This window comes from Arthrobacter sp. YC-RL1, assembly GCF_001454985.1.
In the GTDB taxonomy this organism is placed as follows: Bacteria; Actinomycetota; Actinomycetes; order Actinomycetales; family Micrococcaceae; genus Glutamicibacter; species Glutamicibacter soli.
Window position 1 is genome coordinate 2,306,224 of sequence record NZ_CP013297.1, and the last position, 21,845, is coordinate 2,328,068.

The window sequence follows — 21,845 nt, forward strand, 5'->3', positions numbered from 1 at the left end:
ACCCTTGATTTTGGTTAAATTGGAGCTTAGACGGCTCTTCAGGATTCAGAGTGTAAACGTGGCCTGAACCCGCCGGTCTCCAGCAATGACCGTGCGATATAGTGCGTCAGATTCCTGAACCCCAACGCGATACCCCGTAAATGCTCCAGTCTCCCATTTAAGGCCTCGGTGGGGCCGTTCGAGCTACCCACGTGATCGAAGTAGGCCAGGATGTCATTCTTGCGTCGCTTCAGGGTGGTGCCTAGCCGCTTCAGTTCCGGCAGCCCCGCAGGAACCTTGGCAGCGATCTCGTCAATCAGCGTCGATAACGCCCATTTGCCGACCTCGACTTTTGGCTGCCGATAGGCATCGACCATCCGCTGATACACGCTCCACACCAGCTGCACCGGCTCATACGCCGGCTCGGTGAACAGGTCCTCCAGCTTGGCTTTCTGCTTCTCGATCGCCAGATCCAATCCCACGGTCAGTGTCCTGCGAGCCTTGTAGAGCGGGTCGTCTTTCAACCCGCGCCGTCCGTGCTGCTCGCGTTGCACCCGCTGCCGGGTGCGATCCAACGCGTCCGATCCGAGCTTGACCACATGAAATGGGTCCAGCACCTGAACCGCCTCAGGAAGTTCCTCGACGGCCGCGGTTTTGAAGCCGGTGAACCCGTCCATCGCGACCACTTCAATGCCCTGCTTCCACTGGTCCTCGCGTTCGGTCAGCCAGGTCTTGAATACCGCCTTGGACCGGCCCGGGATCATGTCCAGCAGGCGGGCGGTGCCGGTGCCGTCGCGGACCGCGGTCAGGTCCACGATCACCGTCACGTATTTGTCTCCGGTGCGGGTATGCCGCCAGACATGCTCGTCGACACCGAGGACCTTGACCCCGTCAAACCGGGACGAATCGCTGATCAGGACCCGTTGGCCTTCGGCCAGCACCGCGTCATTGGCGGTATTCCACGACACGCCCAGAGATTCGGCGATGCGGGAGACGGACAGGTGCTGGCAGACCAGCCCGTTCAGGGCCCAGGCCAGCCCGGTGCGACTGATCTTCTGGCGTGGTGCCACCGCCTTGGAGAGGTCCTCGCGCCACACGTGCCGGCAGGAGGAGCATCGGTAGCGGCGGTGCCTGATGACCAAGACGGTGGGCCGCCACCCGAACGGTGCGTGGGCGAGCCGGCGGGTGACCGTATCGCGTGGGGCGCCTTCGGATCCGCAGCGGGTGCACCACGGATCCGGTGCGGTCACGCGGCAGAGGATTTCGGCTTTCGCCGCGGTGAGGTGCTGACCGATCGCGGTGAGGCCCAAGCCGTCGAGGCGGGTGAAGGTCGTGAGATCCTGTGCGGTAAAGGTAGACTCGTGCACTGTCGAGGTCTTTCGAAGAAGGTTGTGTGGTAACTTCCATTCTTCGCGAAGGCCTCGACTTTTTGCTGCATTAGTGCCACGCCGGGGATCCGGGGTGTTGGGTTCAGCTGGTTACACCCTTATTTCTGAAGAGCCGCTTAGACACCCCTATTTTCCCAAGTTGTGGTCACCTTTTCTTGTTAATGACAAGTCTCCGTCATGAAACCGCTGGGCTAATCGGACTCGCGGTCCCCACTAACCGTATTTAGCCATACCTCTGCTAAACACAACGGTCAGGTCAGCCCATTACGAAAGAGTCCCAGACACTACCGTGTATCCGGAACGGCACTACTAGGTCGTCGGAACGGCGCTACCCACTGATGCTATTTGGCACCAGCCGCTGCGGCGTGAGGCCGGCAGCGGTCATGGTGCGCTTGGCCGTCGCGACGTCGCGATGCAAGCATCCCACCGAAGCGGTGATCTCGCCAAAGTTTCTGCCCTTGGCCAGCAAGGACAGTCGGGCACGTGAGCTGCTCTGCTGGACCCACACCTCACCAGAGGATGTCCGGCTTTGGGAGTGTTGTTGCGGCCACAGCCTGAGCATTACGCACCCGAAGCGCAATAAAGCGGCCGTAAACCTCGTTGATGAAGTTCCAATCGGCTCGGAACTTTATGGTACCGGTGCAAGCGCTAAGGGTGGGCAGTTCGTCCGCCGTGGTTGGATGAAGATCATCTGTTAGAAGCTGAATTGAAGGGTGCCTGGCCTTCGAACACGCCCGAGCCAGACACCCTGCAGAACACATTGGAAACCTAAAACAATAAACAAGTCGCCTGTTTCTAACGGGCGATCATCCAAAGATCAAAGAATATCATTAGATTTCGCTCATTAAATCAACCACCCAGAGTGAAGGGTAAAATAACATTCGAAAATTAATCCAAATTAACCTACACCGATTACAGGGAACATCGTATATTACTTTAAATCAAGCATTGCCTTCACGAGTCGTTCGCTATTGTTCGCATCAGAATAAGGGAAAGTCTCTTTGGCGCGTTTACTGTAAATATCCATGAAGTTTACGTCCTCAAAAGAATTGCGGATCTGCGTAACAGTATCCGAAGGACTCACAGTAACTGGGCCAAATCCGTCACGTTCATATTCAAAATACCCTTTCCTAAAATTATGCCCTCCCCCAAACATAGTCTCAGGATCAAATTGGAAGTAGACTACAGGAATATCAATATTTGCAGCGTCAAAGGCAACTGAAGAATAGTCAGTAACAAAAATACAAGACTGGATCAAAAGGTTCTGAAAACCATAGACTGCCGTATCCATAACTTCAACGTGCTCTGGAATATTCAGATGCTGAATAAGCTCTGAAAATGCTGGGTGCGCAATAAAACCAATTCTCTTATTGTGCATTTTCGCAAGGTCGCGTAATTCAGGGCTATTGAGAACTTGCAACCAATTTTGCCCAAAGTCTGAATCATTAAATGCTCGACTCTTTTGTTCTGGCATATCGAGCTTCACAAGTTCGTCGCGAAGGTACTGCCTCCATGTCGGCATGATAAGAATAAGATCACCTTCCTCGTCCCGATTCGAAATCAACTCGTGCAGCCGATCAAATCGAGGAAAACCCGTCAATAACGCTTGATCACTTTTGATCGTGTACGGTGAATTCTTTCCAGCAATCGAATCATATTCTGCGAAAGTTGCACAAACAATTCCATCCAGTTTTTTCGGATTGAGCCAGCGAGAAAGGTCATCTTTCGTCACACCATGCTGCAAGAAGATAAAACGTGACTTTGTGAGATCAAATTTGTGGCGCGAAATCGGATACATTACTTCCGCGACAGCATCGGATGAGAATCGGAAATCAGCATTCAGCAATGCCAAAACCGATTCATCGGACCCATACTCAATTAATCTAAAGCCTTCCGCATTTAATCGGTCCCAGTCTGGGGATTCACGCTTCAGCAAAAAGAACGAATTGATATCAGGTCGCTTGGAATACAAATAGCGATAAAAATGCTCACCATTATCATCGGCTCTCATCGGCCGATCCATCACGATCCAAGCGTTGTGGTACTTACTCCGGACAGACTGGGTTGACGACAAACTTATCAACTGCTTCGCTTGGAGTGATGATTTTACACTTAGAGATGAAGCCCGAGATTTCGAAACCACGTTGCTCACAGCGCGTGCTGAAACTCTGAACGGATTATCGGATAAGGCAAGGCTTTCAACCTCAAGCCTAGTTCCGATATATCGCAATTTTCGTGAAAGTAAAGAATATTTTCGAGTCATTGACCCGACGAAAGGTACTCGTCCCGAAACTCGATCAAGCGAGGAATTAACAAAATGCTTTGGTTTCTCCTTGGGCGCCAGCGAATACTTATTCGTCGTCGATTCTGGTTCAGATACCTTAGTTACTGCACGTTCGATCCTAGCAGCTCGACCATCCACGAAGATTTTAGTTCTTCCAGGCATCCCAATTCTGAAATTCCGTTCAGTCATCATTGGTACCCCAAAATATGAGTGCACTGTAAAGTTGTCACTAGACGGGATTGCTTTCAGACCATCTACGTATATTTCCAGATTTGGTTCGTCACCGAAGGTTAAAATGCAATATTGGTTACTGCCATCTGTCTTATCTGGCCCCCATTGCACGACCCTGTTGTTCAACGCATAGTCACGCTTAAAGAATCCCAGCAATGTTTGACGCATCGTCCACCACATAGGATTAACAGTAAAATCCCTAATAGTGTCAGCATCAATTAGGTCAAAAATTTGCATCAAAAGAGCAAGAAACTCGTCCCTGAGGTTCCCAGATATCCAGGCGGTTTTGGAATGTTGTTTAGTTTCTTCCTTGAAATACCAAACCAAATCATATAGAACCATATTCTGAGCCCATTTTGGAACATACCCGTATTCAGACTTGACTGATAACAGCATATCCAGATATCCAAATTCAAGCACCGTTGAATACCGGCTTTCAATTGACCAGCTTGACTGAACAAGCGAGGACTGATCTGGTCGCTTCCTGTAGAAATACTTGGCGTCAGCGACTAATCCCACAACAGGATCTGCACTCTTAGCGAGGTATCGCCCAAGTAAATGCGCGTCTTCGAAAGTAGGCTCGATTCTTGGGTCATACGTCAGTTGGTTGTCTCTGAGGCGCGATGTCCGAAGCACGGCAGTTGCGCCTAGCTGGATGCAACTCGGTTCAGTGTTGAGAGACACCAGCCGGCTGCCTTTTTTGAATCTGTATCCCAAAGGATGAGTATCATAGGCGCGGCCAGTCGACCCATTAAGCACCATTACTCTCGTAACCAGCATGTCTGCGACACTATTAATATCACGGGAGATAAAATCTTGAATTGCCGAGAAGTAAGAACGATCTAGGATGTCATCGGGATCTACTACAGTGACCCAGTCGCCGGAAACAAGTTCAAGAGCTGCTTTTCGGGCAGCACCAGCACCCTGATTGTTTTGCCTGAGAATTTTCACATTGTTTTTGCCACGCGCCCATGCTTCAACGATTCGCAGACTGTTATCAGTTGACCCATCATCGACAAAGACATACTCGACAAGACTCGAGTCGATTGTCTGCCTATCAAAGGACACCAGGGTGGCATGAACGAATTCCTCAACATTATACACTGCTACAACCACGCTAAGCAATGGTTTCATGGAGCCGGTCCCCTCAAGCTTAAAATTTATATAGACTATCAATTAGGCTATCTGGAAGACTCCATGTGCTCCAAACTGGCCAGATGTCCACAGGCGTGTAACAGCCCGAAACTCAATCCTAGTATTCAATCTTCGATCAGAAAAGGTACACAGGTATGAAGCCCGACCTTAGCCAACTAAGAAGTCTCACGACTGAGGGAATAGGACTACTTCCGCCAGATGAGCGACAAGCTGCTTTAAAGGGCTGGCTGCTACAGCTAACTGCCTTGGAGAACGATGGCTTTCCTGACGAAGCACTGTCAGTTGCCCTGCATCTAATCGGCCTAGAACCCCAAGCGCTGGGCGACCAACCTGAATTCGTGTCACTGTTGAGTTCCGGCATCCGCCTGTCTTGCCTACTTTCACGTGGAAGCGAAAGTGCTCGACTCGTCGGAATGCTAGACTCGGTCCTTACGAGATACCCTAGGAGTGTCACAAATTTCGAATTGCGGCACCTAGAAAACTACATTCCACTATCAGAGCTTCATCACTTCAGTTCATATAGCGATCCGCATCATAATAAAATTGCGAACGTAATAGAACATCAGATTATTGATTTAGCAGAAGATCTTTTCGAAGAAACAGATCAAGATATTATTTTGTCAAAAATTAGTTCTCTTGTTGCGATAATCGCTCAGCAAAAAACAGAGTACGATCAAATAAATTGTAAAAATTTGATTTATGCCAATGTGGCACTACGCATCCCCATAACTTCTGACTCTGTTTTTCAAATCATGAACAGTCTTGCAGATGAGATATTACATTTATCTTGCTGGTCCCCCGCTATGCGAGTTGTGAATGAGTCCGAATCACAGTATTGCAGAAATAGATCAGTTGGCCTGAACGTTTCGGATGAATTCGTTGGTGCTCTGGATGGAACAGCAGCGAGTCTTTCAAGCGTACTCATAAAATACTCGACAAGTAAAATTGGATTCAAATCTTCGACGCAGATTGCACAAATTCTCAGAAACAAATTCACCTCGCAAATCTTCTTAACAAATCTACCCCAATTTTCCTCTTATATAGAAAATGTATTGAGCGTTTTGGTCACACTCGGGATAACAAATAGTGACCTGAAAAGCCTTCATTCAGAGGATAACTTTGTCGAACTGCGCCCTTCGAATTTCGCTTTATCTCTTAAATCTGTAGCAAGAGGTGACTTTCAGAATGCAGTCGTTCTTCTGGAGCTTACATATGATTCTGAAGACTTATTAAGGCCACCATTTGAACCGAGGACTATGTATTCGTTGGTTGACGCTTTGACAAATATTGCACTACAGAATATTCCTGATAGTAAGTTTGAATTTTCTTCACTTAGCAAGTCTATTGAATTAGCTCTGCCAGGTACGAGATCCTTGCTGCCACAGATCCTTCTTCCAGGATTCTGCTCACTGAACGTCCTCGACGATTTGCACGAAATTTCCTTTGAAGACGAAGATTATTCTGCAATTAGCGCTACCTACATACGCGGAAAATCGTGTTTAAGAGACATACATAAGCGATACGGCTCTCGAAACTTCATGTTTATAACATTGAGTATTGCTCTACTTAGAATAGAATCTCAATATATTCCACGAGAAGCAGTTAAAAGAATAAGATCACTTTTCAACCTATTTAAACTCGTTAAATACCGTAACGAAAAGGTGCTAACAACTGTCAATAAGCTATATATAAGTTTACTTGAAAAGCTAGGCGAAGAAGAGCGAGTTACTGAAGCTTCAAACGCGTTCGCTCAATTTTCGTTAGACCGAAACTTACTTAGTGAATTCGTTTGGGCGCGTACGCGCTACTTGCATTCAACTGCAAACAGACGTATATCGGGCAAGGAGGTGATCAAGATTACTGATGCAACGCTCCAGCTAGTTCAAGAAACACGACTAAATGATCTACCCGTTGATTCTCAAGTCGAATTTCGTTTCTCGATACTAAGAAATTTGTTTGCTCAAGAGCGTTTCCAAGAAGCTGAACGGCTTGCTCTGATGTCTTCGGATATTGTCGCCAAGTCTGGCAATCGTGATTACGTTCGAATAATCAATACATACCTTGCAGTCATTGAAAACAAACTGAACCAATTTTCCGAAGAAAGTGCTGCTTGGCGGATTCTTGAGCAAAATCAAGCCGATCGGGCTAATTCATTCTATGCACTGCAAGCGTCCCGAGCGTATGTTCACGATTCCGATGAAGTTTTACGGGATTGATAAATCATGCTTAATAAATTTGACTTGAGAGAGAATGATTCACGTTGGTAAAAGGTGTTTTCGATTATGGTGATATTAAGCTCGAATATAGACTTCGTTATCCGAGCAAAGATCGTCGTCATTTAATCGTTGTTTTCTCTGGTGGGTTTGTGGGTGGCTATGATTTTGGCGGCGAGAGCTTTACTCGCTTAAACTGCGCCATATTGTGGATTCGAGACGAACTCAACACATACTACATTCAGCATGAGGGCAACACCGAATACCAGGTCGCTGTGCAAAGCCTCATTAGTCGAACTATGCAAGAACTTTTCCTAGATAAGTCCGACGTGACTTTTTTAGGTTTGTCTAAGGGTGGCACCGGAGCGCTTTTTCACGGTCTAAAGTATGATTTTAATAATATCGTCGTTTCTGTACCTCGGATATATCCGGCGCGAGGAAATATCGAGTCGAGGCCTGAAATTGTACGTGGGCTTGTCGGATCTGATTCCCTGGACGCCATCAAAGAATTCGATTGCCTTCTTCCTAATTTACTAAAGACTGCAGGTAAACAGAAAAATATTTATCTTTTTTCATCCACAGAGGACGCTCAGTATCAAACGGATATACTGCCTACTATTGAGTATTTTAGAGAATTCGAAAACTTTAATTTCGTTCTGACATCTAGTCCAAATGTTCAACGCCATGAGGATGTGTCCCTATATAATATTCCCATAATTTCTGCTGTAATTTCAATGCTGATCGACGGAATCGTTCCGAGATACGGCGAAGTAGCCAATGGTGCGTTTAGTCAAATTTCATCCAAAAGACAACAACCTACACTGTCATATTTAGACGGCTCACCAGTTGCGATTTTGGACGAGGCGCAGATTGACGCGCGTGGACTGTATTTGTCGGGGCGTGGATTCCTGCTTAATTTCGATGCTTCAGATTACGGCTCAGTGAAACGAACATTGATATTGCGTTCGTCTAAGAACAGTATTCGCTTCCCTTTAGGAAGCCTTATGGATCGTCGTAATAATAGAGACTTCAATCAAGGCACCGGGCATGATTATTCCGCCGGAAGTTTTGCGTCCAAGGGTAACATGCCTACTAACTTAGAAGAACTCCCCTACGGATTCTACGAATTCTCTATGGAGATCCTCCAGGCTGGAGTCAAGAAGACTGTTTATGATTTTGAAGGTCGGAGTCGTAATGAACTCTTTACAGACTTCGAAGCAGTCTACCATTTAAGATTTCATGATAAGAAGATGTCCCTGACAAAGATTCCTTTCGGCGATACTAGAAGATTTGGTGCTGCTGCAGAAATAGACTTTTTCCGGATCAATAAGAACAAGCTTGAGATCTCTGGAAAATGTTTGGTAGATAATGTGGACTATTCTCAATGGTCTGATGTCCAATACCAGTTGGCTTTCCGTTCAGATCAACATTCTGAGCAGAGTCGCGTAGTGAATCTGGCTAAACGTCGTTCGACACAGCGCGGTCAGCATTTTCGCGCTCCTAATGTAGTTAATTTCACGACTCCAAAAAGTTCTGCGATTACTATTGAGAAGCTTGTTCCAGGATCTTACGATCTTTATCTGATTGCTATGATCAAGGATTCTCCGATAGTATTTAATTTAGAATACCGCGTTCTAAGCTCGTCGAATGGTGAAACCATTTGTAGTTCAAATTCTGTTAGTGATTTTCGTCGATTAATAAATCGGCCTCTAAATGAGGAGAACCTCAGAGCATTGAAGAATATTATAAAACGATTTAAAAAGACTCTACGCAGATAATTTTTTAGGCGCCGAATTCTCCTTATTAGTCTCTCGGGTGCTCCGTTATGGCACTGGAATGTCTAGGTTTTTAGACGATAAATGCCTGCTACGCAATAGCTCTGAACGTCTTCGATATTGACCCAAATGTTCCTTAGTACCCGGGTGCCAAATACATTTTGTCGGTACCCGGATTCCGGTCTGTCCTGTCTCAGCACTTTGTGGACCCCCTCTCGGTCAGGCTGTAAGTGAGTCACCAAGACTTCCCGCCACTGGCCAGAAGGAAACCCCATGAGCACCGTCGGTGTCACCCGCGAAGAAATCAGGGAATACGTCCACCAATACAACCTCCAGCCCCACGGCACCCGCACCGCCTGGTGGGGCTCCCCGCAATTAGTGGACACGTGACCTGCCTCACGCAGCTAGCGCGAGCACAGCTCCACACTCTTTGCTAAATACGGTAGTGGGTACCACGAGTCCGACTAGTCGGTACCCGGATTCCGGTCTGTCCTGTCTCAGCACTTTGTGGACACACGATCTCATGAGATCGTGCACACGATGTCTCACCACTTCGTAGACGCTGTTTAGCAGAGGTATTTGGTAGCACCTGTGCGCGTATCGGATGTGTAATCTCGTCACTTCGTAGACACTGAAACTCATGGCTTCGTGGACAACCGATCTCATGACTTTGTACACAGCTACCGGCGGTTCCCATTCGGGAGCCGCCGGCAACGGCTGACTACCGGTAATCGAAGACCTCGGGCATGTCTTCTTCCCGCGCTTCGTACTGGGCCTGGTATTCGGCGGCCTTCCGGCTCCACTGCTTGGTTGGGTGCGCCAGGTGAATTCCTCTGATCGAGTACGAGGACACAAACCGCTGATGAACACGCAATGCCACCATGGGCAAGGGGAAGCTCAACACGACTTCTGCGGTATCGGGGTCCGACAAGATGAATTCGTCATCGGTGATGGTTCTCAGGAACTGTCGGTCGGCGTAGGTCTGAGGCAGTGAGATCTGCTTGCCCCGATAATATGCTTGGCAGTTGTCTTTATTGACCCGAACCAGTAACTGATGGCTTTCCCGATCCGTGGCAGGTTCGTGCTGCTCCGTGAGCTTCTCCAGGATGTCCCCGGTTTTCGAAACGACAAGGTCAGCGCGATTCACCGCGGAGCTGCCGACGCGGCGCTTCATCAGGTACTCAGCCGCCTTGGCTTCCAGCACCACCATCGGTATCGGCTCGGTGGCCGGTGTGTGCTCCAGCAGCTCCCAAGCCTTCTGCGGGGTTGCCTGATTCAAGGCCTGATGTGGGCGGCGCTGGTTGTAATGCTCACGGTAACGGCGGAGCAGTCTCTGCACGTCAGCAAGATTGTGGGGTTTTTGGTTTGGAGGAACCGTTGAAGGGTCTGGTGCGAGCGTTCATTCTTGCCCTGAGTCGTCGGCCTGCCCGGTAGTCCTGTGATCGGCATGCTTCCTTGAGAAGCTAGATAGGCTTCCACGATGTCGATGGTTCCACCGCGAAGCTGGTTGAACGCCTTGGAATTATCGCTGAGGACTTCCTTGGGCGGGCCGTATTCATTGACGGCGTGGGTGAGCACGTGTTGCGCATCGCCGCTGTTCTCGTGCCGTGCGTACGCGCTGGAACCCACATCGAATCGCGTCGCATCATCGATGAGCTGGTAGACGGTCACCACCTGATCGGAGAGCGTTTTGAACTCGAATGCGTCGAGTTGCCACAGGGCCATAGCGGTGGAGCGTACGAAGGTGAGCTGTCATGATGTTGTGAGACACGCGTTCGTAGGAGAATGAGTGCATGACCAAACGTCAGAAGTTCACCCCGGAATTCCGCGCCGAAGCGGTCGAATTGGTGATCTCGTCCCAGAAGAGCCTCATCGAGGTCGCAGCATCCTTAGGCATCAACGAAGGAACCCTGGGCAACTGGGTCCGCGCCTATCGCGCTGAGCACCCTGAAGCGGAAACCGAAGAACGAAGCCCGGTGGAGTGGGCTCAATACGAGAAACTGCGCAAGGAACTGCTGGAGGTGAAACGGGAGAACGAATTTTTAAAAGATGTCAGCGCCTATTTCGCGTCAAACAGCAAGAAATAAGCGCAATCTTCGACTTCATCAAATCCCATACCGGCCAGTATCCGGTGAAGTGGATGTGCCAGAAACTCAGCGTTTCCAGAGCTACTTACTATCGGTGGCTGAACCCCTCCGAACAGCTGAGCGAAGCCAAAGTTTTGCGGGCGCACCGGACGAAACTGGTTCAGGACGAATACGAGGCGTCCAATCAGGTTGCTGGCGCCGGCCAGTTGGTGAACTTGATCCGCAATAACCAGGACGAAGAGATTCCGAAATCCACAATCCTGTCGATCATGAAAGACCTGGGTATCCAGGCTAAGCGGATGAGCGCGTTCAAGACCACGACTGTGCGTGATCATCAGGCTCGGACGGCACATATCAAGAACCATATGGTCGATAAGCTCGGCCGGCGCGACTTCCGTTCCTCGCGTCCTGGGGCGAAGTTGGTTGGCGACATTACTTACCTGCGAACCGGGGAGGGCTGGTTGTATCTGGCGACGGTGATCGATTTGTACTCGCGTCAGATCGTGGGTTGGTCGATGGCGGAGAACATGCAAACGCAGTTAGTCATCGACGCGATGGAAATGGCTGTATCCCGGGGTTTCATCCGTCCTGGCAGCGTTTTCCACTCAGACCGAGGCACACAGTACACCTCGGATGCGTTCCAGGGGTGGTGCGCCGGGCAGGGGGTTCGGCAGTCGATGGGCCGCACCGGGGTGTGTTGGGATAATGCCGTCGCCGAGTCGACCTTCTCGACGATCAAGAACGAAATGTTCCATCACCGGGCGTTCACCAGTAGGGTGGCGGCGCGGACCGCGGTGATGGAGTACATCGAGGTTTGGTACAACCGGAAACGGCCTCATACGGCCAATGGAGGGGTCAGTCCCCAGACAGTGCTGGACTCGTATTGGGAAAGGAATTCTTTGGCCCTTGCGGCTTGAGGGTATTTAGGAAAAATCAAAGATTGTGTCTCAGAAACTTGACCAGCTCAAGGGGACGTAGGAGGATTTAGGGCGCTTGCGCGGGCTGCGTTCAACATGACCGACACTGGCCAGCAACCTGGCAATGGTCGCTACGGATGGGATTTGTCCGCCAGGAAAATCATCCTGGATAGTTGCTTCGTAGTGGATGGTTTTCGGTCCGTAGTCCCAGCCGTCTTTTTTGAGTTCTTTACGGATCCTGACCAGTTCGTTGATCACTGCGGGACCATAGCGTCTGGAAGGTTGCCTTGGTGCTCTGGAGCGCGGGTGGAGCGCGCCGGCTGATTCTTGGGTGGCACGTTCGCGGATGCGGTAGAAGATGCTGCGCGAGATTTTCTGGGTCTTGCAGAATTCGCTGATGGTCAGGGCTTCGGGCTGTGTCGGATCGAAGCTGATGATCATCGCGCGCAGGCGTGGAGAAAGTGCGTTAGGCATGCACATGAGCGTGCCAGAAAGTCACGTTGTAAATGTCCACGAAGAGGTGAGACATCATGTCCACGATGTCATGAGATCGTATGTCCACAAAGTGATGAGACAGGACATACAAAGTCATGAGATCGGTTGTCCACGAAGTGCTGAGTTTCAGTGTCCACGATGTTGCGAGATTACACACCCGTTCGATACACAGGTGCTACCAAATACCTCTGCTAAACATACCGGGCAGCGATTCAAGCGAATGAAGAGCTGATGCCAGAGGTCTTCGAACACTAACGAGCGTCTTTGGCGCAACTACCAACAGCTGAGAGCCTGCTGCTGGTAGTTGTGCACAAAGCATTGAGATCCACTGTCCACGAAGTAGTGAGTTTCAGTGTCTACGAAGTGACGAGATTTCACACCGACTGGCCGGACTTGACGTACCAGCTAGGCGTATTTGGCACCGGGATGCCGGGGATTTTCAATTGCGGGTAGATCGACCATGTTAAGAGTCCTGAGGTTCTAAACGGAGCTTACTTGTTTCGGGCCGGTGTCACACAACTGACTGCTACTCGTCGGAAAAACTCAAGTAACGAATCTAGGCAGTTCAATCCAATAAACAGTAGACCTTTTCGTAAAGTTCGGTTCTAACTCAAAGGATAAAGCCATGGATCTGTCAAGCACCTATGTCGTCGAATACCGTAAGTTCAAATGAATGCGTTTTAGTCTTATCGGGATAGTATTTCTCATATAGTTCTGCAGCTAAATCATGATAAAAGCCTGATTCAAAATGCACAGGTCCTAAACCCCAAGGATGCACTGGATCTGCGAGGGTCGATGGTCTAGATAGTTCAATGACGGCAGGATTGAGGACACTGACAAAGATTCGTTCCAGCATATCCCAACGGTTATTCTGAGTATCAACTGATTCGGCGTTAAACTCACCAAATTCTGTAAGACCAAGCCACTGTCTGGCATTTCTGCAAGAATTTAAAATAATAGTCGAATCGGGAATATTTAATTTGATCCAATTGCGTAGCTTCACGCAGGTTTGCTCAAAAACCTTAAAATAGTCATCTTCATTAACCAGTGGAGAAATCCTAGGGTATCCATCCAAGGAACTAAAGTTGGCTGAAGAACCTATCTTCCACATGTTTTCAGTAATTAACGAATCCCCTAAATCGATGACATCGAATCTTGCATCTGCGAAAAGGTCGAATAAAACAAACGACGGTTTTGATTCACTTATGGTAGTCAAAAATTCTTTATTAAGATCTTTTTTGGTAATCGATAGATCATGTTCGTTTAAATCACCGAAAGTGGAGCTAGGTATAGATGAGGGGTTGGCCATCATCGACATTATCGACATTTGATAGAAACTATCGATCAAATCGGCATAGTTTCGCCATCCTGGATTTAATGAAGAGTTAAAGATATCCCGAGAAACGCACGATCCAACAACTGCAACTGAAACTTTATCATGGGTCTCAGCAAATGAGACTCTCAAGTTTCCGAGCATCTTACTGAAAATAATTCCACCACTAAAATCTGCGACTAATTGAATATTATATTCCCCTACTGTTACGGAAGAAATATCGATACCGCTATAGCCTGGTGTAGCAAAATAGGCTTTGGATTGATCAAGGTAAATGTCACCGCTTAGAGCACACGCATCGTCTCTGTTTGCGGAAGCCAATTTGAACAAGAATGTCCTATTGTCTTCGATATTTACCAGGCGTAGATAATAACTTATTGAACGCCAAGTTCCGAATTGGAATCCAGTAGGAATAAAATATCCTTGTAGATAGATCTTTGATTGATCTACGGCCATCGATTCTAGCTTGAAGTAAGTATTCATTCTGCTTTTGATTGCAAATGAATCTTTTATCAAGACGAACTTCACACCAGATTGCACAATGCGAAAAGTCGCATCTCTTTCGATAAAATTCTTCGGTGAAATACCTGAAGCGAAGTCCGAGATTGTTCCATTGTAGTCTTCCGCAACCGTCTCTACTTCTATATCATATCTTCCATCCGGCAGCGATTTCAGGTCTATACCTAAGTGGCGCATCGTTGCGAATCTGGCGTGAGAATAGTCGACGTACTTGCCAGAAAACTGGCGGCTGCTCAGCAATCTATCCTTATCTTGACCGAGCCTGACAGTGAACTCATCCTGTTTTGATTTCAACTTCAGGTTGTAAGAGATTTCTCCATAACGAGATACACTTTTATTTCGAAAGAAGCCGAATCCTTCAATATACAGTTTTGAATCAGAAACAGAAATTTTCGATATTTCTCCTGTAGGAATTGGCTCGATATTTGGTAAACCTAAAACTGCATTATTCGGTGCGCTAAATGATTTGCTTCCATTTAGTACTTGCCCAAATGCTGGATAGATTCCCTCTGACAAAAAATTGAGGACCGACAATATTAGTGGAATGTTATATCGGGTAACCTCATCGTGCTGTGACACCAAAGGAGTTTCCGAAGTAACAAGGTTAAAGTTTGTGTATTTCTCAAATAAGTGCAAGTTGGGAATTATTTCAGTTTCATACTGAATGTCAGATGGTGAGGTGAATAGATAGATATTTTTATTTATATCTTCATCACCATTCATGATATTTGAAATAATATTTTCATATTTTTTATAGATTGCACCATCTTTACCGCCGAACATTGCATCACATTCAGAAGCCCAGTTGTCTCTGACGTATTTTGAAATATTGAATTGTGGTACGGATGTAACTATATTTTGATATCCAAATTTGACACCATAGTACAGTGCCGCTGAACCACCTTTGGAGAATCCGGCCAACGTGCATTGTTTTTTATCTAGGCCAAGAGATTGAAGTTTCTGCATAATGAATTCGTTGATATCGTGCGATATATCTTCTCCTCCATTTGCCAGCATGTAATAAGAATACTTCTTGTTGAATGTGTCATCAATCCAAATGATATGCGAGGGGAACGTATTAAGTATTCCTCCACCGAAATCAAAAGTTCCATGCTTTCGAAAACCAGAGAACACGACCACTAAGTGATTGCGATCGCTCTTTGCTTCTTGCTGACGAAAACCAATTCTGGTAGTTCCAACTTGTTGATACGAAATTTCCGACATGAGTAGACTCCTAGTTAAGAAACCTGTACCCCAAGTCTACTGACTCAGGGTACAGGAGAAGACCAGATCTAGAACTAGTTAAGTTGCAGATCGAAGTTTATCCATGATTGTTTAGCTGATTAGTTGTCGCTCAAATCTATTTCTCGCGCTACGCTTGCACCAATTGCTGCGCCAACCACGTCTAGGACCCCATTCGGCAATGCTGAATCAATACTGATTACAGCCAGCGCCTCAGCACGATTCTCGTCGCGCGAAACCTGCATACCGGCGATGTTGATGCCTTGCTCGCCTAATACGTTGCCCAAAGAACCCACGATGCCAGGTCGGTCAGAGTAGCGGACAACAATCATGTGATCGGAGATTGGGATCTCGATTTCATGACCGTTAATACCCACGAGCTTTTCAATTTGCTTCGGGCCGGTCAAGGTTCCAGCTACCGCCAACTGCGCACCTTCGTTGCTTGAGCCCTTGATGGTCAACTGGTTACGGTATTCAGGCGAATCTGTGGTCTTGATTAGACGGGTAGCCACGCCGCGCTGTTCGGCAAGTACCGGGGCGTTTACATAGGAGACCTGGTCGGAGACAACATCCATGAAGACACCCTTAAGTGCCGACAGTTCCAGTGCCTTGACATCTAGTTCGGCAATTTCACCGGCGACTACCACGTCGATGCTGGTCAAGGAACCGGTGGTGAGTGCGTTGAAAATGCGGCCAAGTTTTTCGATCAGCGGGATGCCCGGGCGGACATTCTCGTCGATGACACCGCCTGCGACGTTCACTGCGTCCGGTACGAGTTCACCGGCCAGAGCCAGCCGTACAGACTTGGCGACCGATACGCCGGCCTTCTCCTGGGCTTCGTCGGTCGATGCGCCCAGGTGCGGGGTGACGGTGACGTTTTCGAATTCAAAGAACGGCAGATTGGTGCTCGGTTCGCTGACGAATACGTCAATGCCGGCACCGGCAATTTCTTCGTTCTTCAACGCTTCATATAACGCGTCCTCGTCCACAAGTCCGCCGCGGGCTACGTTCACCACGTAGGCGGTGTTCTTCATCTTGGCGAAGGCATCCTTGCCGAGCATGCCCAGGGTCTCTGGGGTCTTCGGCATGTGGATGGTGATGAAGTCTGCCTGTTCCAGCAGCTCGTCAAGGGTCACCAGAGTTACACCAAGCTGAGATGCGCGTGCTGGAGTCACGTACGGGTCGTAGGCGATGATGTCCATGCCAAAGCCCTGCAGGCGGGCTGCAACCAGTGCTCCGATGCGGCCAAGGCCGATGATTCCTGCCTTCTTTTCGAACAGTTCCACGCCGGTGAACGAGCTACGCTTCCAGGCACCGCTCTTCAGCGACGCGTTGGCTGCCGGGATTCGGCGAGCCAGCGATACGATGTGCCCGACCGTGAGTTCGGCTGCCGAGATAATGTTCGAGGTAGGCGCGTTGACGACCATGACGCCAGCCTGAGTAGCCGACTTGATATCCACGTTGTCCAGGCCGACACCTGCACGGGCAATGACTTTCAAGTTCTTGGCTGCCGCGATAGCCTCGGCATCAACCTGGGTGGCCGAGCGGACGAGAATAGCATCAACGTCGGCGATAGCTTCGAGCAGCTGGGAGCGGTCTGCTCCGTCGGTCTGACGAATTTCAAAGTCGGGACCGAGTGCCGCGACGGTTGCAGGCGAGAGCTGTTCGGCCAGAAGTACGATTGGTTTGTTGTCAGACACGGGTGTGGCACCTTTGCGATTTCATTGGGCTGGTGGCTTGCATGGAGGCCTCCGCAAGAGAACTCCGTTAATCAGACTAACCCCTCAGATGCTCCGTTTAGCCTTGAATTCCCGCATGTTACGCACCGAAAGACGCACTTTGTGAAAATTTTCACGAGCGACTAGGGTGAAGTTGGACAACCAATAATTCCTTCCATCCAACGTGCCGCCGTGCTGTTCAATTACGCTAAAAGGACTCAACCGGGATCCTGATTCCGCATTGCATTGCATGGAGAGCGACTCCAGTGTGGCTCGCGAGTGATACGAGCTCACAATGCCCGGCAATGAGTCTCTGCGCCGCCATATCCTGCGCGAACCTATCAGGACGCACGGACACCGCCTGAATACTTAGCCCGGGATGCTCGGAATATCAAGTACCGACAGCTTCTCGGCCGAGGCAACATGTCTGGTGCTGGCCCACCTGAAGTTGGCAATCAGGCCTAGCTGTATTACCCACGGAGGTTGAGAACACGATCAGCCGGCGCCAGACCCTTCAGTGCAGTATGTCCTCGACGGTAGTTGTAATAGTCTAACCACCCCTGGAACGCGGCAACCCGCTCGGCCTCCGTGCGGTACGGCCTGGCATACGCCCATTCCTCCAGCATCGTCCGGTTGAACCGCTCCACCTTCCCGTTGGTCTGCGGCCGATACGGGCGCGTGCGCCGGTGCTTCACCGCTGCCCCCAGCGCGTCCCTGAACACGTGGGACCGGTAACACGCCCCGTTATCGGTGAGCACCTGACGCACCGTGATGCCCAGCGAGGCGAAGTAGGCGTTGGCCCGTTCCCAGAACCCGGCCGCGGTTTCCTTCTTCTCATCGGTCAGGATTTCGGTATAGGCCAGGCGCGAGTGGTCATCCACCGCGTTGTGCAGGTAGGCGTAGCCGGGCCTCCGGTTGGCGGCGGTCCGGGTTTTGTTCCGCTTCCCGGCCGCCCGGCCCAGTGCTTGGTGGCCGCCGCCGTCGGGGATCCGCCCGAGTTTCTTGATGTCCACGTGGATCATGTCTCCGGGCGCCTTGTGCTCGTAGCGGCGGATGCACCGGCCGGTAGCCCGGTCCTGGAAGGACAGGCGGGAGCACCCGTACCGGGAGAGGACCTTGTGCACGGTGGAAGGGTGGATGCCCAGGTGGTAGCCGATGCGGGCCGGTCCCCAGCGGCGGTTCACGCGCAGGGCGATGATCCGTCGTTCGGTGCGGGTGCAGGTGCGGTGCGGGCTGGTGTGTGGCTGGCTGGAGCGGTCGTGCATGCCTGCTGCGCCGTGCTCGCGGTAGCGGGTGGCCCAGCGGTTGGCGGTGCCGGTGGAGACTTGGAAGCGTTCAGCGGCGCGGCGCAGGGACCAGCCGTGCTCGACTATGCAGTGGGCGAGCAGGGTGCGGCCTTTGGGCGTGAGGGTGGCGTTAGGATGGGACATGGAGAAGACCTCTGGGTTGTCGTGAATGTTGTCGCAAACACCACTTCACTCAGGGGTCTTCTCTTTGTCACTTTGCCACGCCGTGTGTTCTTAACCTATGTGGGTATTACACCTAGCTCACGAAACATGCAATCCTGTCACTCGACAGTGGCCCATTGTGTCGGGGCTCATCGCCCACTCGCCAACCGCCCGCTGGCCCCCAAAAATTTCCAAGGTACCCCCAATGCCAAAGCTAGAAATGACCAGGGCGTGTCGCGTAATCGTCACGGAAACTGCGACTCGGACCACTATTTACTTGCAATGTTGCGCACGAACACGAGTGACGATCGACACAAAGCAAGTGAATTTCAAGGCAAACAGGCGTGGATTTCATAGGACATGCAAACTTCTTCAACCACGCCCGGCTAGGTATTCGTTACTAAAACGTTATCTATTAAAGAATACCTGAGCGTAAATTGAGGGCAGCTTGAGCTTTTTATTCTTGTTAGCTTCGAATAGTGGCTTTTGCTGAATACCGACAAATCCCCCAAATTGTTGTCGGACCCGTTTATGAGGCCACGAGTCCCCATCCCCTGTACAAGGAGAAGACTTTTTGTCTGCCTCGAAAGCCATCGCTTCAAAGCCACGCGCACTGAACAAGCTCACCGCCATTGCCGCTGCCGCCGCCCTCGTGGGCGCTGGACTGACCTACTCCGCTCCTGATGCATCTGCAGCCCAGGCCACTGCCTCGGATAGCTTCACCCGCACCGTAGCCAAGGGCTGGGGTTCCGCCACTTCCGGCGGCGCCTACAGCTCCTGGAGCTCCAGCGGCGTAGCCATGTCCGTTGCCAGCGGCAAGGCTAAGATTTCCGGCATGACCGCCAAGAAGTCCGCCGTTGCCACCCTGAAGAACGTCAGCGCCGCCGATGGGACTGCTTCGGGCGATTTCTCCTTCTCCAGCCTGCCGGGCACCGGAGCCAACACCTACACCGGACTGGAAACCCGCCGCCAGGCCGATGGCTCGGTCTACCGCGGCCGCCTGATCGTGGGCTCCGGAGGAACCGCCAAGCTCGACATCTCCCGCGTCAACGCCGGCAAGGAAGCCGGTCTGGGCTCGTACACCCTTCCATTCAAGGTCAAAGCCAACCAGGCCGTGCGTGTGGAGTTCAAGGCCACCGGCACCACCACGGTCGACCTGTCGATGCGCGCCTGGGTTGTCGGCCAGTCCGCCCCGGGATGGCAGCTGAAGAAGTCCGACAGCAGCAGCTCGCGCCTGGCCAAGGCCGGCAACTTCGGTTTCTGGACCTATGCTTCGGCCAAGCACACCAGCAAGACCAACATCTCGGTCGACAACCTGAAGCTGGCCAAGGCCACCGCGACCGCCACTACTCCCCCGACTCCGCCAACCAAGCCGGTTGATCCGGTTGCTCCGGTCACCAACCCGAAGCGCGGCACCGCGACCGTCGGCTCGGCTTCCTACGCCGTCCCGTCCAACGCCATCTACGTTGCCCCGTCTTCCTCGGGTGCGCAATCGGGCACCAAGTCGAAACCATACACCTCGCTGCAGAAGGCCATTGATGCCGCCGCCGATGGCCAGACCATCGTGCTGCGCGCCGGCACCTACCACCAGAGCGCCAAGGTTCCCATGGGCAAGGACAAGCTGACCATCCAGAATTACCCGGGCGAAAAGGTCTGGATGGATGGCACCAAGAAGGTCACCAACTGGAAGAAGTCCGGCAGCACCTGGGCCTCGGCCGGCTGGACCCCGTCCTTCTCCAACAAGCTGCTCGGCGTCGCCAACAACTCGCGTTTCGTTGATTCGAAGTACTCGATGGCCGCCCACCCGGACATGCTGTTCATCAACGGCGCTCCGCAGAAGCAGGTTTCCTCCGCCTCGAAGGTTGTCCCAGGCACCTTCGCCGTGGACTACGCCACCGACCGCTTGGTCATGGGCACCGACCCGACCGGCAAGACCGTGACCGCCAGCGCGCTGGGCCAGGCCCTGACCGTAATCGGCGAGAACGTCACCGTGCAGGGCTTCGGCATCCGCGGCTACGCCACCGCCTACGACGGCGAACGCGCAGCCCTGCAGATGCAGAACGTGGGCGCCACCGTGCGCAACATGCACATCCAGAACAACGCCATGACCGGTCTGGCCATCCAGAACAACAACTCCGTCGTGGACAACGTGACCTCCACCGGCAACGGCATGCTGGGCATCGCGGTCAACGCGGCCTACAACTCGAAGTTCACCGACATTGTCGCCTCGGGCAACAATATCGAGCACTTCAAGTCCCAGCCGGTCTCCGGCGGCATGAAGATCACCCGTTCCCGCGGCATCACCGTGGACAACGTCGAGGTGAACAAGAACGACGGCATGGGCCTGTGGCTGGACGAGTCGGTGTACAACTTCACCGTGACCAACGTTCAGGCGAACAACAACACCGATGCAGGCATCGAGGCCGAGCTGTCCGAAAAGGGCATCATCGCCAACAACGAAGCGCTGAACAACAAGACCGGCATCCTGATCTTCGACACCGGCAACGTCAAGATCTACAACAACGACCTGGGCGGCAACTCGCTGATGGGCCTGCAGCTCTCCCAGGATGAGCGCCGACAGAACAACAAGAAGTTCGCCGGCCAAGATCCACGCCAGCCGTTCCCTGACAACACCACCCCATGGCTGACCCGCAACATCGAGGTCTCCAACAACGTCTTCGACAAGTCGGGTTCCTTCCAGTTCTACGCGCTGGACAAGGCCACCAACATTCCGGTGGACAAGATGAACGTCGACATCAAGGGCAACCTGTTCACCGCCCGCCAGGGCACCTCCACGGCCACCATGGTCGCGTGGGGCGGCAGCGACAACAAGCAGCTCAGCCGCTACGAAACCCCAGCGGCCCTGGCCAAGGCCAAGGACTCGACCTGGAAGAACAACCAGACCAGCACCGCCCAGACCCTGTCCGGCATGACTGCTGACCGCGCCAAGGCTGCCAGCGTAGCCGTGCCACTGCCTGCGGACGTTGCCAAGGCTGTCGGCAGCGCCACCGGCACCAAGGTGGTCGGCCAACACTAATCGGCGTGTGAGACGTGCCATGAT

General features: G+C 51.3%; 9 protein-coding genes and 2 pseudogenes. 4 read left to right on the forward strand and 7 right to left on the reverse strand.

Annotated elements, in window-relative coordinates; all coding sequences use genetic code 11:
- Positions 1 to 38: 38 nt before the first annotated feature.
- Both ATC04_RS10790 and ATC04_RS18835 read right to left on the reverse strand, forming a co-directional pair.
- The gene (locus ATC04_RS10790; protein WP_047118906.1) at positions 39 to 1,346 is read right to left on the reverse strand and encodes an ISL3 family transposase; all 1,308 of its coding nucleotides are present in this window, start codon (positions 1,344 to 1,346) and stop codon (positions 39 to 41) included.
- A gap of 952 nt (positions 1,347 to 2,298) precedes the next feature.
- The gene (locus ATC04_RS18835; RefSeq protein WP_152666827.1) at positions 2,299 to 5,016 is read right to left on the reverse strand and encodes a CDP-glycerol glycerophosphotransferase family protein; all 2,718 of its coding nucleotides are present in this window, start codon (positions 5,014 to 5,016) and stop codon (positions 2,299 to 2,301) included.
- Between the two features lie 155 nt (positions 5,017 to 5,171).
- Between ATC04_RS18835 and ATC04_RS19345 the strand changes: the two genes are divergently transcribed.
- Together ATC04_RS19345 and ATC04_RS19350 are read left to right on the forward strand one after the other, a co-directional pair.
- On the forward strand, positions 5,172 to 7,253 hold the full coding sequence (locus ATC04_RS19345) for a hypothetical protein (RefSeq protein WP_152666826.1): 2,082 nt from the start codon (positions 5,172 to 5,174) through the stop codon (positions 7,251 to 7,253).
- 44 nt (positions 7,254 to 7,297) lie between these two features.
- A complete protein-coding gene (locus ATC04_RS19350) occupies positions 7,298 to 9,028 on the forward strand; it encodes a hypothetical protein (RefSeq protein ID WP_152666825.1) in 1,731 nt (576 codons plus the stop codon).
- 718 nt (positions 9,029 to 9,746) lie between these two features.
- Here the strand turns inward: ATC04_RS19350 and ATC04_RS18840 are convergent.
- A pseudogene (locus ATC04_RS18840) lies at positions 9,747 to 10,762 on the reverse strand (integrase core domain-containing protein); the annotation flags it as partial.
- A gap of 56 nt (positions 10,763 to 10,818) precedes the next feature.
- On the opposite strand from ATC04_RS18840, the gene ATC04_RS10810 reads away from it, so the two are divergent.
- Positions 10,819 to 12,029 (forward strand): IS3 family transposase gene (locus ATC04_RS10810; protein ID WP_152666824.1). Its coding sequence is split into 2 segments (ribosomal slippage): positions 10,819 to 11,065 and positions 11,065 to 12,029, totalling 1,212 coding nucleotides; the frame shifts between segments, so codons are not numbered across the junction.
- Between the two features lie 36 nt (positions 12,030 to 12,065).
- On the opposite strand, the pseudogene ATC04_RS10815 reads toward ATC04_RS10810, so the two are convergent.
- The 4 genes and pseudogenes from ATC04_RS10815 to ATC04_RS10825 all read right to left on the reverse strand — a co-directional run.
- Positions 12,066 to 12,503: pseudogene (locus ATC04_RS10815) on the reverse strand (IS481 family transposase); the annotation flags it as partial.
- A gap of 655 nt (positions 12,504 to 13,158) precedes the next feature.
- Positions 13,159 to 15,600 carry an accessory Sec system protein Asp2 gene (locus tag ATC04_RS19355; RefSeq protein WP_152666823.1) on the reverse strand — a complete coding sequence of 814 codons (2,442 nt, stop codon included), beginning with the start codon at positions 15,598 to 15,600 and terminating at the stop codon, positions 13,159 to 13,161.
- 119 nt (positions 15,601 to 15,719) lie between these two features.
- Entirely contained in the window at positions 15,720 to 17,318 is a 1,599-nt protein-coding gene (serA, locus tag ATC04_RS10820; protein ID WP_047118901.1) for a phosphoglycerate dehydrogenase, read from the reverse strand.
- Between the two features lie 488 nt (positions 17,319 to 17,806).
- Positions 17,807 to 18,766: an IS481 family transposase gene (locus ATC04_RS10825; RefSeq protein WP_060617020.1), complete on the reverse strand. Its 960-nt coding sequence runs from the start codon at positions 18,764 to 18,766 to the stop codon at positions 17,807 to 17,809.
- A gap of 592 nt (positions 18,767 to 19,358) precedes the next feature.
- On the opposite strand from ATC04_RS10825, the gene ATC04_RS10830 reads away from it, so the two are divergent.
- Positions 19,359 to 21,821, forward strand: a complete 2,463-nt coding sequence (locus ATC04_RS10830; protein WP_047118900.1) for a right-handed parallel beta-helix repeat-containing protein — start codon at positions 19,359 to 19,361, stop codon at positions 21,819 to 21,821.
- The last annotated feature ends 24 nt before the right edge of the window (positions 21,822 to 21,845 follow it).

Coding starts and splice junctions, on each gene's coding strand:
- ATC04_RS10825 (WP_060617020.1), bottom strand. CDS start 18,766: ATGTCCCATCCTAACGCCACCCTCACGCCCAAAGGCCGCACCCTGCTC.
- ATC04_RS19355 (WP_152666823.1), bottom strand. CDS start 15,600: ATGTCGGAAATTTCGTATCAACAAGTTGGAACTACCAGAATTGGTTTT.
- ATC04_RS18835 (WP_152666827.1), bottom strand. CDS start 5,016: ATGAAACCATTGCTTAGCGTGGTTGTAGCAGTGTATAATGTTGAGGAA.
- ATC04_RS19345 (WP_152666826.1), top strand. CDS start 5,172: ATGAAGCCCGACCTTAGCCAACTAAGAAGTCTCACGACTGAGGGAATA.